This window comes from Kitasatospora sp. NPDC096077 (assembly GCF_040303245.1).
GTDB lineage: Bacteria > Actinomycetota > Actinomycetes > Streptomycetales > Streptomycetaceae > Kitasatospora.
In genome coordinates this window covers 25,879-40,349 of record NZ_JBEOSV010000061.1, presented here as the reverse complement: position 1 = coordinate 40,349, position 14,471 = coordinate 25,879, and the positions used below count along the sequence as shown (strand labels likewise).

Genomic DNA, 14,471 nt, shown 5'->3' with positions numbered 1-14,471 from the left:
CCCCGGCGCCGCGCGCCCGGCGCTGCTCAGAATCGGGCGTGGCCGAGGATCGCGCGGACCTGGTCGGCGATCGCGGCCTCGTTGTGCTCGAACTCCGGTGAGGTGACCTGGTCCTGCCGGTCCGGCAGGCCGGTGAGGACCGGGGTGTGGAGGTGGCCGCCGGGCAGGTCCGGGTTGAGGTCCAGGCGCAGCCGGTTGGAGCGGTAGGCGACCTCGTTGGAGAGGTAGCCCCCGCCGCCGCCGGCCACCGCGCGGGAGCCGGGGGTGGGCCCGTCCTTGCGGACCACGGGGGCGGTGGCGCCCGCCGGGATCTCGGTGACGGGCGTGTTGAGGAGGACGGGGTAGGGCTGCTGGACGGCCGTCATGGCGTCGGTCGGCAGGGTGGTGCGGATGAACTGCGGTCCCTCGGCGAGGCCCGGGGCGTCGACCGGGTGGGCCGTGGTGCCGCCGGAGAGCGCGCCGACGTTGTCGGTGGCCGGGTCGGCGGAACGGGCCCGCCCGGCCCAGGCCTCCAGGGTGAACTTGCCGGGGTAGCCCTGGCTGATGCTGGTGACCAGGTCGGCGGACTGCGGGCCGCCGGGCTCCAGGTGGGGGCCGAAGGCGCGCTCGACGATCCCGTGGTCGAAGTCGCCGTAGCGCACCGGCAGGACGACGGCCCGCACCTCGGCGGTGCTGCCGTCGGCGAGGGTGATCCGCTGTCCGTGCAGTTGCAGCACGGCCGCGCCGGCGGGGTTGGCGCGGCGGGGCTCGGTGTCCAGGCCGTACGGGTCGAAGCCGCTGATGAAGATCCGCCGGACGTCGTCGCCGTCGGAGCCGGTGTTCCGGGGATCGCTGAAACCGTCCTCCAGGCCGCGCGAGGCGTCCTCGAAGCGGGCCCGGAGGGCGGTGTGGTCGACGTCGAACCGGGGCTGCCACTGGGCGAGTTGGACGGTCATGGCGAGTCGGGCCCAGTACAGCGGCCGGTCGTCGAGGGCGGGCAGCTCGCCGCCGGGCCGACGGCCCTGGGCGCGGTCGAGGCCGGCCTGCCAGAGGGCCCGGCCCCAGGCGTCCACGACGTGGCGGGCGCGGTGGGCGGTGCGGGCCGAGCACAGGGCGGCGGGGAAGCCGTGGAGCAGGTCGGCGAGGCCGGAGCGCTCGGTGAAGACGGCGGTGCGGGGGTCCTGCAGCCGGGACTGTTCGGCGTCCAGGGGAGCGGTGGTGACGGTCCGGCAGCCGGCGGGTGCGGCCTGGGCGGTGGTCGCGGCGGTCGCGGCGGCGGGGGTGAGTAGGGCGGCGAGGGCGGCGGCCACGGCGGTGGCGCGTCTGGCGGCGCGGGTGGCGGTCCGGCTCACGGTGCGGTGCGTATTTGTCATGCCCACCGACGATAGGCGGCGGGCTGACGCCCCGCCAGAGCGCCTGCCCCCTACCCGTAGGCTGAGCGGGTGACACCCCTCGATCCGACCGTGAAGTCCCTGATCACCGACCCGTACGGCGCCTACGACACGCTGCGCGCCAAGGCGCCCGTCCACCGGGTCGTCGGCCCGGACGGGCTGCCCGTCTGGCTGGTCACCCGCTACCCGGACGTCCGGCAGGCGCTCGCCGACCCCCGGCTGGCCCTCGACCGGACGCACGCCGCCCCCGGCAACTACCGGGGCTTCGCGCTGCCGCCCGCGCTGGACGCCAACCTGCTCAACATGGACCCGCCGGACCACACCCGGATCCGCCGCCTGGTCGCCCGGGCCTTCACCCCGCGCCGGGTCGCCGCCCTGCGCGCACCGATCGAGCGGGTCGCCGAGCAGCTCCTCGACGCCGTCGAACCCTCGGGCCGCGCCGACCTGCTGGCGAGCTACGCCGCCCCGCTGCCGATCACCGTCATCTGCGACCTGCTCGGCGTCCCCGAGGAGGACCGGCGGGACTTCCGGGCCTGGACCGACACCCTGATCACCCCGGACCCGACCCGCCCCGAGCAGGCCCGCGACGCCGTCAAGGCGATGCTCGGCTTCTTCACCGGCCTGATCGCGCGCAAGCGCGCCGAACCGGCCGACGACCTGCTCTCCGACCTGATCGCGGTTCGGGACGAGGAGGGCGACCCGGGTACCGAGGGCACCGGTGACCGGCTCAGCGAGGACGAACTCACCTCGCTGGCCTTCCTGATCCTCTTCGCCGGCTACGAGAACACCGTCCACCTGATCGCCAACGCCGTCCTCGCCCTGCTCACCCACCCCGAACAGCTCGCTGCCCTGCGCGCCGACCCGGAGCTGATCGAGGGCGCCGTCGAGGAGTTCGCCCGCTTCGACGGCCCGGCCCCGCTGGCCATCCGGCGCTTCCCGCGCGAGCCCGTCACCATCGGCGGCGTCACCGTCCCGGCCGGGGAGACGGTGCTGCTCTCGCTCGCCTCCGCCAACCGGGACCCCGGACAGTTCACCGACCCCGACCGGCTCGACCTGCGCCGCCGGGAGAACGGCCACCTCGCGCTCGGCCACGGAATCCACTACTGCCTGGGCGCCCCGCTGGCCCGGATGGAGACCGCGCTCGCGATCACCGCCCTGCTGCGCCGCTTCCCCGACCTGGCCCTGGACGTCCCGGTCGAGCGGCTGCGCCACCGGCCCACCATGCGGGCCCGTGGCCTGCTGGAACTCCCCGTCCGGTTCTGAACGAACAACACCGGGCGGGAGGGAACCGGCGCGAGCTCTACAGCGTTGTCGTGGTCGAACAGCGAGTTGCAGTGAGGTGCGGCGAGATGCGGACGACGGTGGAGGAAACCCGATGAGCGTGGCCCTGACGAAGGGTGGCAACGTCTCCCTGAACCGGCAGGCGCCCGGCGTGCGGTCCGTCCGGGTGTGCCTCGGCTGGACGGTCGGCGCCGGGTACGACCTGGACGCCAGCGCGCTGCTCTGCGGCGCGTCCGGCAAGGTCCCCACGGACCAGCACTTCGTCTTCTTCAACAACCTGCAGAGCCCGGACGGCGCCGTCCGCCACCTCGGTGGTGAGGGCGCCGGCCAGGACCGGGAGCGGATCGAGATCCGGCTCGACGGGGTTTCGGCCGATGTGCAGAAGGTCGTCTTCGCGGTGGCGATCTACGACGCGGCGCAGCGCCGGCAGACCTTCGGGCAGGTGCGCGGCGCGTACGTCCGGCTCACCGACGCGGACAGCGGTGCCGAGGTGGCCCGCTACGACGTGACGCCGGAGACGGGCGGCGAGACGGCCATGGTGTTCGGCGAGCTCTACCGGCACGGCGCGGACTGGAAGTTCCGCGCCGTCGGGCAGGGCTACGCCTCGGGGCTGGCGGGGATCGCCGCCGACTTCGGCGTGGACGTCCTGCAGCCCGCGCCGGCCGCCGCCCCGGCGCCGACCGTCGCCCCGCCCGTCCCCGCCGTCCTTCCCGCTGTTCCTGCTGTTCCTGCTGTACCGAAGACCCAGCCAGCAACAGGGAGTTCACCCGTGACCTGCTTCTTCGACCCCACCCACGGCGTCGGTTCGGCCGTGGTGCTGTGGCAGCCCCAGTGGGGCGTGCCCCGCCAGGTCGAGACCTGCGCCGCCTGCGCCCAGCGGGTGCAGACCACCGTCCCGCCGTTCTACACCCCGGCGCAGGCCGGCTACGCCCAGCAGGCCGGCTACCCCCAGCAGGGCTACCCGCAGCAGGGCTACCCGCAGCAGGGCTACCCCCAGCAGGTCCCGCAGCAGGTGCCCGCCCAGCACCAGCAGGAGCAGGGCGGCCGCCGCTTCGGCACCGGTGCGATGATCGGCGCCGGCGCGGCGGGCCTGGTCGGTGGCATGCTGCTCAACGAGGCGCTGAGCGACGACGAGCCCCAGGTGGTCGTCAACAACTACTACGAGGACGACGACGACTCCTTCTTCTGAGCCGTCGATCCGGCGGGTTCAGCTGATGACCACGGCCATGTGCTTGTAGGTGGCGTAGCCGTCGGCGAACTCCTCCTCGGAGACCGTCGTGCGGCCCCGCGCGGGGTCGTTGAGCGACACCTTGCCGCCGCTGAACCCGGTGACCACGACGGTGTGTTCGGCGGGCCCCGCGTACAGCACGCTCCGCCCGTCGTACGCCGTGTAGGGGGTGTTGGGGAGGTGTCGCCACAGGTAGTCCACCCAGGCGATCGCCGGGTGGCCGGCCGCCAACTCGTCCTTCAGCTTCTGGACGGAGACGCCCTCGCTGTCCTGGCGCACGGTGAGCCCGAAGGCGCGGGCGGCCTTGGCCACCGGCGGGTAGTAGACGCCGTAGCCGGTCCCGTCCACCTCCGAGCCGTCCGGGTCGCCGACGAAGGCCACGTAGGGGTCGCCGGACAGCGGGCCGGAGTGCCCGAACTCGGGGTGGTCGTAGTCGACGCCGATCCGGTTCAGGACGTCCTGGTCATTGGCCTTCACGCCCCGGGCGGCGAGGATCATGCGCAGGGCGGCGGCCTCGCAGTCGTTGCTGAGCTGCTGGTGGAAATACGGGACGCTGACGGCCGACGCCTCGGACGCTGACGCGGGCGGCGCGTAGCCGAGGCCGGCGGCCAGGGTCGCGGTGGTCAGGACGGCGAGCAGCGAAGTTCTCAAGGTCATCATCATGACCATGACGCTACGAAGGCCGGTTGCGCTCCGCAGCCGCTGAGCCCCGATCAGGTGACGGAGCGTACGCAATCAGGCCCTGACCCGCCGTCGGCGGCCGTCGCCGCCGTGTGCGCGCTCACCCCTCCGGCCGCCGGTACGCCCCCGCCCGGGCGGCCGCCTCGGCGGCCGCTGCCGCGCGGTCGGCGGCGGGTTCGTCGAGTGGCTCGGCGGTGGTCAGCATCCGGTAGTAGAGCGGCGCCGAGACCGCCCGAATCACCTCGAACGGGTCGGTGCCGGGCGGGAGTTCACCGCGCTCGACGGCCTCGGTGACGCACGGCGCCCACTCCTCGACCCGGCGCCGGTAGAAGAGCCGCAGTGCCTCGGCCGTCCCCGGGTCGCCGTTGGCCGCGACGATGACGGCGCGGAACAGCGCGCCCTGCCGGGGGTCGGCCAGGGTGCGCTGGACCAGGCGGGCGTTGGCCCGCAGGTCCTCGGCGAGTGAGCCGCTGCGGGAGCGCGGCAGCGACTGCTCGGCCATGTCGACGAGCAGGTCCGCGACCAGGGCGCCGGTGCTGCCCCAGCGGCGGTAGACGGTGGTGCGGCCGACCTCGGCCCGCTGGGCGAGGTCGCCGAGGTCGAGGCCGCCGAAGCCGTGCTCGACCAGGGCGTCCTCGGCGGCCCGCAGCACGGCGGCGCGGACCCGGGCGGTGCGGCCGCCGGGGCGGACGGTGCCGGGAGGGGTGGGCTCGTCGACCATTAACGGGATTCCTGTTCCATTAGCTGGGTGGAGTCTGCTAGCTTCGATGTCATCCTAACGGAACGAGAGTCCCATTAGGGGCTCCGAGGGGAGCACTCTCATGTCCACGACCACGGAATCCACCAGCATGGAATACCGCCGGCTCGGCGCCTCCGGCCTCAAGGTCCCCGCCCTCAGCCTCGGCACCGGCACCTTCGGCGGCTGGGGCCCGCTCTTCGGCGCCTGGGGCACCACCGACGTCCAAGAGGCCCGCCGCCTCCTCGACATCGCCATCGACGCCGGCGTCACCCTCTTCGACACCGCCGACGTCTACTCCGACGGCGCCTCCGAGGAGGTCCTCGGCCAGGTCGTCCGCGGCCGCCGCGACCAGGTGCTGATCTCCACCAAGGCCGGACTGCCCGTCGGCGACGGCCCCCAGCAGGCCAGCACCTCCCGCGCCCGGCTGATCCGCTCCGTCGACGACGCGCTGCGCCGCCTCGACACCGACTACCTCGACCTCTTCCAGCTGCACGCCTACGACGCCGCCACCCCGATCGAGGAGGTGCTGGCCACCCTGGAGGACCTCGTCCGCGCGGGCAAGATCCGCTACACCGGCGTCTCCAACTTCTCCGGCTGGCAGCTGATGAAGTCCCTCGCCCTCGCCGACCGCCACGGCCGCCCCCGCCACGCCGCCCACCAGGTCTACTACTCCCTGGTCGGCCGCGACTACGAGTGGGAACTGATGCCCCTCGCCGCGGAGGAGGGCGTCGGGGCCCTGGTCTGGAGCCCCCTCGGCTGGGGCCGCCTCACCGGCCGGATCCGCCGCGGCCGGCCCCTCCCGGCCGGCAGTCGCCTGCACGACACGGCGGACTACGGTCCGCCCGTCGAGGACGACCAGCTCTACCGCGTGGTCGACGCCCTCGACGAGATCGCCGCCGAAACCGGCCGCACGGTACCCCAGATCGCCATCAACTGGCTGCTGCGCCGCCCGACCGTCTCCTCCGTCATCATCGGCGCCCGCAACGAGGACCAGCTCCGCCAGAACCTCGGCGCGGTGGGCTGGACGCTGACGCCCGACCAGATCGCCCGCCTGGACGCGGCGAGCGCGCGGACGGCGCCGTACCCGTACTTCCCGTACCGCCGGCAGGAGGCGTTCGCGCGGCTCAATCCGCCACTGGCCGGTTGACCAGGGAGGACACCTACGTTCGGGCGGCGGGTACGACGTTGCGCAGGTGGTAGCCGTCGCCGAAGCGGACCAGGTTGTGGAGTTCGGCCGAGGGGTTGAAGGCCAGGCCGTCCCGGCGCAGGGGCTGGTGGGTGAAGGGGATGCCGGACCAGGGGTTGTCGGGGTGGTGGTGGCTGCCGGGTTCGGCGGTGGGGTCGACGGGCCAGTGGAGCCACTCGGAGTCGCTGTGGCGGCAGACCACTTGGCCCAGGTACCAGACCGCACCGGTCAGGAAGGGGTCGGTCGCGACTGCGTGGCGGAGACGGACCTCGCGTTCCAGGGCGTCGAGGCTGGTGAGGGAGAAGTCGAACGTGCTGCGGCCACCGGGGAGGTCATCTGCCCATGCCGGGAACGCGGCCCGGCGTTCGCGCAGCCAGGTGGCGAGGGCCGGGTCATCGGGCTGGGGGCCGAGCGGGTCCAGGGGTGAAGGTTCCTTGTGGGGCGCCCAGTCGGGGTCGGTGGCGCGGATCGTGGCGACGGCCGTCAGGAGCCGCAGGCGCTCCTCGGTGAAGACCCTGCCGCTGCCCGAGGCGAGGGCGAGGTGAACCAGCGGGCCGACCCGTAGGGGCGCGAGGCCGAGTGCCGGGTCGGGGAGCACGACGGCTTCGCCCTCCCAGCCCCACCGCCCGCCGCAGGCGCCCATCAGGACCTCACCCACGTACGCCGCCGCCGCGCGCGCGAAGTCCTCGTCCGCGCCGCCGGGTTGGTCGACGAGCGCCCGTTCCACGGCGGCCAGCGACTCGGGGGAGTGGTCGAGAACAGTGCCCTCCGGCAGGTGGACCTGCTCCAGGCGGGCGACTAGGAGGGGAAGGTCCTGCAGCCACTCCTCGACTGCCCGACCGTGATCATCGCTCATGTCGGCCAGCCTACGCCCGCACCCCCAACTCCCGTTCGTTCAGCCAAAATTGTGCCTTCTGTGCCTGATCTGTAAAGTCGCCGAACTCCCGCCGTGCCGCGACTAGGGTGGCGCCCGCCGGTGGCGCGTCGACGGGGGCCGCACGCTGCCGGGGCCGCACGCCGCAGGCGTGCTTGCGTGCCAACTCACGGCTCCCACAAGGGGATCGCCACACCGTGCAGCAACCGTTACGTCGCACCAGGGGACGGCTGGCGGCCCAGGCCGCGGCCGTCGTCCTCGGGATCACCACGCTCGTGTTCGCCGGGTTGCCCGGTCTTCAGGAGCATGCGGAGGCGGCGCCGAGCATCACGCGCTGCCAGGACAAGTACGGCACCGGGCCGAATCCGCCGGACCGGTCCACGCTTCCCGGCTACCGGCCCGCCGGCTCCGGCCAGTGGGCCACCCCGGACGCCGAGCAGCGCCTCTACCCGTACGACCTGCCGTCCAAGGGCTTCAACGGGCTGGAGGACCCGTCGAGCATTGCGCTGCCGCAGGGCTCGGACCCGAAGAAGTACGACTGGGGGACGATCGAGAACGCGGTCGCGACCTGGATGCAGAAGCAGGCGGGCGGTTCGCCGTACAAGGGCAGCTTCAACGAGTGGTTGAACAACGTCTACACCCGCAACGTGGGCAACAACCGGCGCGGTGAGGCCTACGAGCGCGAGGTGGTGCGCTACTTCAACCTCGGCGGGGTGGACTGGATCTGTCAGGGCAGCCTGAAGGACCTCGACCCGAAGCTGTACCAGGAGTTGAAGGACCAGCTCGGGGACCGGTTCCCGAAGACCGACCGGAAGTTCGACGCGGTCAACATGCGGACCCGGACGGTCTACGAGATCAAGTCCGGCATCGGTTACGACAAGGCCCAGTTGCCGGTGGACCAGGCCCTGGGCGAGCGGGGCTGGAAGGTCGTCTACATCAACGGCCAGGAGCCGGACGCCAAGACGCTCGCCAAGTACAAGGGCGCCGGGGTCGACTACTACCGGCACTCGGCCACCCCGGAGCCGCAGTTCGAGCAGACCCCGTACCTGCGGGAGGACCCGGGCACCATGACGGTGGACCCGGCCAAGCCGTCCGTCGGCGCCGGGACCGACATGGTGAAGGGGTCGGCGCCGACGCCGGAGGAGGCGGAGCAGGAGGTCCAGCGCACCAACGGCCTGATCGAGGAGCCCGAGCAGGACATCCGGCGGCCCGGCGGCATCGACTTCTCCACCCTCGACCTCTCCTACATCGGCCAGACCAAGGCCGGTGACCTCAAGTACGCGTACAGCGCCGGCAACACCGACGAGGACGACAAGCCCGGTTACGGCGGCCAGGAGAAGGCGCAGCTGATCTCGGACGCCTTCTTCACCTGGCTCGCGCTCAGCCCCGACCACTTCTGGGTCAACCTCAACCCGGACGACCCGAGCACGATCATGCAGCCGCCGTTCGACACAACGGACGCCGGACGGGTGCTGCTGGAGGCCGACCTGGCGATGAAGCGCGACTTCGGCCGCGCCGAGGACCCGAAGACGGACGCCGGGAACACGTTCTGGTACGGCATCTCCCGGGTCGACGGGCTGCCGTGCATGAACTCCACCCGCAACTGGATCGTGCCCAAGGAAGCCAAGGTGCGGGTCCAGGACGACGGCGTCTACATCGTCGACAGCCCGCTCGAAGTCAAGACGGTGGCCCAGAACTACACCAGTTCGGGCCCCGGCGCGAGCTGCATCCTGACCAAGGAGCAGATCGACCACAACATGGACGTCTACCGCTCCACGATCCTGCCGATCGTGGAGAAGGAGGTGAACGAGGACCCCAAGTACGCGGACCTGCGCCGGGTCTACAAGGCCCGGATCGGCGCCGAGTACGTCCGCCAGACGGTGGCGAAGGACCCGACGGCGTTCGGCGGGGCCTTCACCAAGCTCATCGACGGCAACGACGTGTCGAAGTGGCCGTTGCGCGGCAAGAACGCCGACTGGGACAAGCGGACCGTCTGGCAGGAGATGCGGAAGTCCTACACCGAAGGGGACTTCACCTACCAGCTCCCGCTCGGCGGCACCGTCTACACGTACATCGTCGGCGGTGTCGACTTCCAGCAGCAGCCGCAGCAGAAGATCGACCAGGCGGCCTTCCAGGCGGCGAAGCCGAACCTCGACGACGTCACCCAGCACGCGAAGGCGGAGGCGCTGTCGTACAAGGACGACGGGCTGACCGTCATGAGCGGTGACAACAGCGGTCAGGCCGGCAGTCCGACGCCCACGCCGACCCCTACGCCCACGCCGACCCCCACACCCACACCCACGCCGACGCCGACCACCCCGGCACCGACGCAGACCCCGACCGGCGAGCCGAGCACCAGCCCGACGCCGACGCCGACGCCCACCGGGCCCCCGAGCGGCGGGACCGGCGGGACGGGCGGCGACGGTGACGGCGGCACCCTCCCGCCGCCGCCCGCCAACCCGGCCGGCGCCGGCGGCAGTGGTGGCGGCAAGGGCGGTGGCAGCCTCGCCGCCACGGGTCTCCCGGTCGCCGGCCTGGCCGGGGCCGCCGCCGTCCTCACCGCCTCCGGCGCGGCCCTGATCCGGCTCCGCCGGCGCCGCGGCAGCACCGGCTGATCCGAGCCCGCGCGGCGAACGGCCCCTGCGTCCCGACTGTTCGGGGCGCAGGGGCCTTCCCGTGCCAGCAGCGGTACCGAAGTGGTGGCTGAGACGGCAAAAGACTGCAGCGTCTTCCGTTCCCCGCCGTCGCCTGCCAGCATCGGCGCACCGTTCCCGCCCGAGGAGCCCGTCGAGTCGTCGAGTCGTCGGGTGATCGGGTCATCGGGTCGTCAAGTCGTCACGTCGTCACGTCGTCGAGGAGTCACCGATGCACCGCCCGCCGTCCGGCCCGATCGACCTGCTGCTGCGCGGCGGCACCCTGGTGGACGGTACCGGAGCCGTCGCCCGGCGGGCCGACGTGGCGGTGGTCGGCCGGCGGGTGACCGTCCTGCCGCCGGGTGCCACGGCGGACGCGGCCGAGGTGCTGGACGTCACCGGGCGGGTCGTCACCCCGGGCTTCATCGACGTCCACACCCACTCCGACGCCCTGGCCGCCGCAACCGCCCTCGACGGCGAGGAGCACGGCGCCGGGGACGGCGCCGTCGAGGAACTGCGGCTGGCCCCGCTGCTCCAGGGCGTCACCACCGAGATCGGCGGCAACTGCGGCAGCAGCCTGTTCCCCGGGCTGCCCGGCCGGCTGCCCGGGCTGGCCGAGCACCTGCGGCTCACCTTCGGCCTCGGTCCGGTGCGCCCGGCCGCGGACTTCGACGCCTTCGCCGCCGGCCAGCGGCCCGAGCTGCGGCGCAACCACCTCGCCTCGCTGGTCGGGCACGGCACCCTGCGGGCCGGGGTGATGGGCTTCGAGGACCGGCCGCCCCGGCACGGGGAACTGGCGGCGATGTGCGAGCTGCTGGACCGTTCGCTCGCCCAGGGCGCGGCCGGGTTCTCCACCGGTCTGATCTATCCGCCCGGCGGTTACGCCGACACCGAGGAGCTCGTCGCGCTGGCGAGGGTCGCCGCGCGGCACCGCAAGCCGTACGTGACCCACCTGCGGGACGAGATGTCCCAGGTGGAGAAGGCGTTGGAGGAGGCGCTGGAGATCGCGGCGCGCTCCGGCGCCGCACTGCAGGTCTCCCACCACAAGACGGCCGGGCGGCATGCCTGGGGCGCCACTCTGCGCACCCTGCCGAGGCTGGAGCGGGCCCGGGCCGAGGGCGTGGACGTGCTGTGCGACGTCTACCCCTACACCGCGGGCAGCACCGTGCTGCACGCGATGCTGCCGCCGTGGGTGAGCGAGGGCGGGCCGGCCGCCCTGCTGGCGAGGCTGGGCGAGGCCGATGTCCGCCAGCGGATCCGGGCGGACATCGCGAACGGTCTGGAGGGCTGGGAGAACACCGTCGGCAACGGCGGCTGGGACCTGATCTCGGTCGCCGCCGCCCCGGCCCGGCGCTCCGCCGAGGGCCGTCGGATCGCCGACCTGGCGGCCGAGCGCGGCACCGACCCGGTGGACTACGTCTGCGAGTTGCTGCGGGAGGGGCGCGGCGAGGTGACCATCATCAGCCACTCGATGCGCGAGGACGACGTACGCCGGGTGCTGGCCAGCCCGCTGTCGATGATCGGCTCGGACGGGGTGCCCAAGCCCGGTCGCCCGCACCCGCGCTGGGCGGGCAGCTTCGCCCGGGTGCTCGGCCGGTACGGGCGCGGGCAGGGGCTGCTGTCGCTGGAGCTCGCGGTGCACAAGATGACCGGGCTGCCGGCCGGGCGGTTCCGGCTGGCCGGGCGCGGGGTGGTGCGCGACGGCGCGGTGGCGGACCTGGTGGTGCTGGACCCGGCGACCGTACTGGACCGGGCGACCTTCGACCGGCCGCTGCTGCCGCCGGAGGGGGTGGAGACGGTGGTGGTGGCCGGGCGCCTGGCGGTCCGCGAGGGGCGGCCGACGGCGGTACGGGCGGGCGAGGTGCTGCGGGTGCGGTGAGCCCCGGGCCGGTCTCGCAGCCGCCGGGTCAGGTCGCCCAGCGCTGCTCCAGTGCGGAGCCGATCTCCCGTGCGGCGGCGGAGAGTTCGGCGAGGAAGGCGCGCAGCACCGGGTTGCGGTTGGTGGCCCGGGTGGCCACCCCGACGCGGCGGTGCAGCTGCGGGTGCTCCAGCCGGCAGACCTGGACGCCGGTGCAGTCCGCCAGGCCGAGCGCCGGGATCAGCGCGACGCCCATCCCGGCCCGGGCCAGGTTGACGGTGACCTGGTAGTGGTCGCTGCGGCAGCGCACCCGGGGGCGGAACCCCTCGGCGGCGCAGGCCCGTTCGAGCACCGGTTCGCCGCTGCCGCCGCCGTGGGTGCCGATCCAGTTCTCGTCCGCCAGCTCGGCCAGCCGGACCACCGGGCGTCGGCCGAGCGGGTGCCGCGGCGGCAGCACGATCAGCTGCGGCTCCTCGAAGAACATCCGCACCTCCACCGCCGCCCGGCGGCACCACGGGTCCAGCGGGTGTTCGAAGACCACCGCCGCGTCCAGCCGGCCGGCCTCCAGATCGGGCACCGCCTCGTGCGGCTGGCCCATCACCAGTTCCAGTTCCACCTGCGGGTGCCCGGCCGCGAACGCGGACAGCGCCCGGGGCAGCAGTTCCAGCCCGGCCGAGACGAAGAAGCCGATCCGGAGCAGTCCGGCGGCCGCCGCCGAGTGCTCCCGCAGGTCGTCCTCGGCGACGGCCATCAGGTCGGTGATCGCCTGGGCGTGCTCGGCCAGCCGGTGGCCGGCCGGCGTCAGCCGCAGTGACTGCGGTCCCCGCTCCACCAGTTCAACGCCCAACTCCTGCTCCAGTCGGGCGAGTTGGTGTGAAACGGCGGACGGGCTCAGGTGCAGCGCCTGCGCCGCGGCCACGATGGTGCCGCGGCGGGCGATCTCCAGCAGGACGAGCAGTCGGGCACTGTTCAGCATCGACCCAGGGTAGGCTTCCGGGCTTTTCCAGGCTCTTCCGGGCTTCTTCCGGTCCGCTTCACGGCGGCGCGGTCGCCGCTCCGGCCCGCTCCGGTCCGCTTCCGGTCTTCCGGGATCCCGGTCAGGCGCTCTGCTGCGCGCCCACCAGCTCCGGAGCCGACCGCGCCGGGCCCTCCCCGGCCACGTCCAGGCGCAGCAGGTCGTACTCGGTCTCCCGGCGCACCACCAGCCGGGCCCGGCCGTCGCGGACGAAGACCACGGCGGGCTTCGGCAGCTTGTTGTAGTTGGACGCCATCGCGTAGCCGTAGGCGCCGGTGACCGGGGTGGCCAGCAGGTCCCCGACCCGCAGGTCCGCGGGGAGGGCGGCGTCGTCGATGATCACGTCGCCGCTCTCGCAGTGCTTGCCGACCAGCCGGGCGCGCAGCGGGCGGGACGCCTCCGGGCAGCGCGGCAGGAAGGCCTCGTAGCGGGCGTCGTACAGCGCGGGGCGGAGGTTGTCGCTCATCCCGCCGTCCACGCTGACGTAGGTGCGCACGTCCGGGATCCGCTTGACGGTGCCGACCCGGTAGAGGGTCAGTCCGGCCCGGGCGACGATCGAGCGGCCCGGCTCGACGCCGACCTCGCCCGACCAGCCCGCGCCGCGTACCGCCGCGTGCACCCGCTCGGCCCAGACCTCGAACGAGGGGGCGCTCTGCCCGCTCACGTACGCCACGCCCAGGCCGCCGCCGACGGTCAGCCGCTCGACCCCGGCGGCCACCGCGAAGCGGGCCACCGCGGCGGCCCCGTCGGCGAGTTCGGCCGGGTCGAGGACCTGGGAGCCGACGTGGGCGTGCACGCCCTCCAGTCGGACGGCCGACGAGCCCTCGGCCCGGCGCACGGCGGCCTCGGCGGCGCCGTCGGCCAGGCCGAAGCCGAACTTGGAGTCGTGGCCGCCGGTCCGGATCGCCTCGTGGGCGCCGGCCGCGACGCCGGGGGCGACCCGCAGCCGGATCCGGGCCGGGGGCAGGCCCTCCACGTGGTGCAGCCGCTCGATCCGCTCCAACTCGTCGAAGCTGTCGACCACGATGTGGTGCAGTCCGGCGGTCATCGCGGTGCGCAGCTCGGCCTCGTCCTTGTTGTTGCCGTGCAGCACGATGCGGTCCGGCTCCACCCCGGCGTACAGCGCGGTGCGCAGTTCGCCGCCGGAGGCGACGTCCAGCAGCAGGCCCTCCTCGGCGGCGAGCCGGGCCATGGCCGTGCAGAGGAAGGCCTTGGAGGCGTACGCGACATTGCCCGGGCCGAAGGTGGCGACCGCCTCCCGGCAGCGGCGGCGCAGGTGCTCCTCGTCGTAGACGAAGAGCGGGGTGCCGTGCTGGCGGGCGAGCTGCTCCAGCAGGACGCCCCCGACCGCCAGGCCCTCGGGCCGGATCTCGGTGGTGAACGGCAGCAGACCCGGTTCGACGGGCGGCACAGCGGACACGGCTTTCCTCTTTCGTCCCGACAGGCGGATGCGCTGCTCATCCTGCGTCCTGGGGGAGGGGGCGAGAAAGCGCATTCTTCCGGGTCTGAGCGGTACCTCCGTCGATGCTCCGGGATCGCCCGTACCGCCTCTGACCTGGTTCGCAGCCGATGAATCCATCGTTGGATCCATGCTTGGATCCAATCT

At 73.4% G+C, this 14,471-nt stretch carries 11 protein-coding genes; 5 read left to right on the top strand and 6 right to left on the bottom strand.

Annotated features, from left to right (window positions below; genetic code table 11):
- Nucleotides 1-26 precede the first annotated feature (26 nt).
- The gene (locus tag ABTZ03_RS34385) at nt 27-1,352 is read right to left on the bottom strand and encodes a pyroglutamyl-peptidase I (RefSeq protein WP_350517086.1); all 1,326 of its coding nucleotides are present in this window, start codon (nt 1,350-1,352) and stop codon (nt 27-29) included.
- A gap of 69 nt (nt 1,353-1,421) precedes the next feature.
- On the opposite strand from ABTZ03_RS34385, the gene ABTZ03_RS34380 reads away from it, so the two are divergent.
- On the top strand, nt 1,422-2,633 hold the full coding sequence (locus tag ABTZ03_RS34380) for a cytochrome P450 family protein (protein ID WP_350517085.1): 1,212 nt from the start codon (nt 1,422-1,424) through the stop codon (nt 2,631-2,633).
- Between the two features lie 112 nt (nt 2,634-2,745).
- Nucleotides 2,746-3,840, top strand: a complete 1,095-nt coding sequence (locus tag ABTZ03_RS34375) for a TerD family protein (RefSeq protein WP_350517084.1) — start codon at nt 2,746-2,748, stop codon at nt 3,838-3,840.
- An 18-nt stretch (nt 3,841-3,858) separates the two neighbouring features.
- Here ABTZ03_RS34375 and ABTZ03_RS34370 read toward each other — a convergent pair whose 3' ends face one another.
- The gene (locus tag ABTZ03_RS34370) at nt 3,859-4,536 is read right to left on the bottom strand and encodes a C39 family peptidase (RefSeq protein ID WP_350517083.1); all 678 of its coding nucleotides are present in this window, start codon (nt 4,534-4,536) and stop codon (nt 3,859-3,861) included.
- Nucleotides 4,537-4,660: 124 nt separating this feature from the next.
- Nucleotides 4,661-5,281, bottom strand: a complete 621-nt coding sequence (locus ABTZ03_RS34365; RefSeq protein ID WP_350517082.1) for a TetR/AcrR family transcriptional regulator — start codon at nt 5,279-5,281, stop codon at nt 4,661-4,663.
- 127 nt (nt 5,282-5,408) lie between these two features.
- Here ABTZ03_RS34365 and ABTZ03_RS34360 point away from each other — a divergent pair, with 127 nt between their 5' ends.
- Nucleotides 5,409-6,446, top strand: a complete 1,038-nt coding sequence (locus ABTZ03_RS34360) for an aldo/keto reductase (RefSeq protein WP_350517098.1) — start codon at nt 5,409-5,411, stop codon at nt 6,444-6,446.
- Between the two features lie 13 nt (nt 6,447-6,459).
- On the opposite strand, the gene ABTZ03_RS34355 is transcribed toward ABTZ03_RS34360, so the two are convergent.
- A complete protein-coding gene (locus ABTZ03_RS34355; RefSeq protein WP_350517081.1) occupies nt 6,460-7,341 on the bottom strand; it encodes a hypothetical protein in 882 nt (293 codons plus the stop codon).
- Between the two features lie 215 nt (nt 7,342-7,556).
- Between ABTZ03_RS34355 and ABTZ03_RS34350 the strand changes: the two genes are divergently transcribed.
- Both ABTZ03_RS34350 and ABTZ03_RS34345 read left to right on the top strand, forming a co-directional pair.
- Complete coding sequence (locus ABTZ03_RS34350; RefSeq protein WP_350517080.1) at nt 7,557-9,974, top strand: hypothetical protein; 2,418 nt, start codon at nt 7,557-7,559, stop codon at nt 9,972-9,974.
- Nucleotides 9,975-10,224: 250 nt separating this feature from the next.
- Nucleotides 10,225-11,871, top strand: a complete 1,647-nt coding sequence (locus tag ABTZ03_RS34345; RefSeq protein ID WP_350517079.1) for an N-acyl-D-amino-acid deacylase family protein — start codon at nt 10,225-10,227, stop codon at nt 11,869-11,871.
- A 28-nt stretch (nt 11,872-11,899) separates the two neighbouring features.
- On the opposite strand, the gene ABTZ03_RS34340 is transcribed toward ABTZ03_RS34345, so the two are convergent.
- Both ABTZ03_RS34340 and lysA read right to left on the bottom strand, forming a co-directional pair.
- Nucleotides 11,900-12,826, bottom strand: coding sequence for a LysR family transcriptional regulator (locus ABTZ03_RS34340; RefSeq protein ID WP_350517078.1), 927 nt, complete (start codon nt 12,824-12,826; stop codon nt 11,900-11,902).
- Between the two features lie 121 nt (nt 12,827-12,947).
- Nucleotides 12,948-14,285, bottom strand: coding sequence for a diaminopimelate decarboxylase (gene lysA / locus ABTZ03_RS34335; protein ID WP_350517077.1), 1,338 nt, complete (start codon nt 14,283-14,285; stop codon nt 12,948-12,950).
- Between the last annotated feature and the right edge of the window lie 186 nt (nt 14,286-14,471).

Coding starts and splice junctions, on each gene's coding strand:
- ABTZ03_RS34385 (WP_350517086.1), bottom strand. CDS start 1,352: ATGACAAATACGCACCGCACCGTGAGCCGGACCGCCACCCGCGCCGCC.
- ABTZ03_RS34375 (WP_350517084.1), top strand. CDS start 2,746: ATGAGCGTGGCCCTGACGAAGGGTGGCAACGTCTCCCTGAACCGGCAG.
- ABTZ03_RS34370 (WP_350517083.1), bottom strand. CDS start 4,536: ATGACCTTGAGAACTTCGCTGCTCGCCGTCCTGACCACCGCGACCCTG.
- ABTZ03_RS34365 (WP_350517082.1), bottom strand. CDS start 5,281: ATGGTCGACGAGCCCACCCCTCCCGGCACCGTCCGCCCCGGCGGCCGC.
- ABTZ03_RS34360 (WP_350517098.1), top strand. CDS start 5,409: ATGGAATACCGCCGGCTCGGCGCCTCCGGCCTCAAGGTCCCCGCCCTC.
- ABTZ03_RS34355 (WP_350517081.1), bottom strand. CDS start 7,341: ATGAGCGATGATCACGGTCGGGCAGTCGAGGAGTGGCTGCAGGACCTT.
- ABTZ03_RS34345 (WP_350517079.1), top strand. CDS start 10,225: ATGCACCGCCCGCCGTCCGGCCCGATCGACCTGCTGCTGCGCGGCGGC.
- ABTZ03_RS34340 (WP_350517078.1), bottom strand. CDS start 12,826: ATGCTGAACAGTGCCCGACTGCTCGTCCTGCTGGAGATCGCCCGCCGC.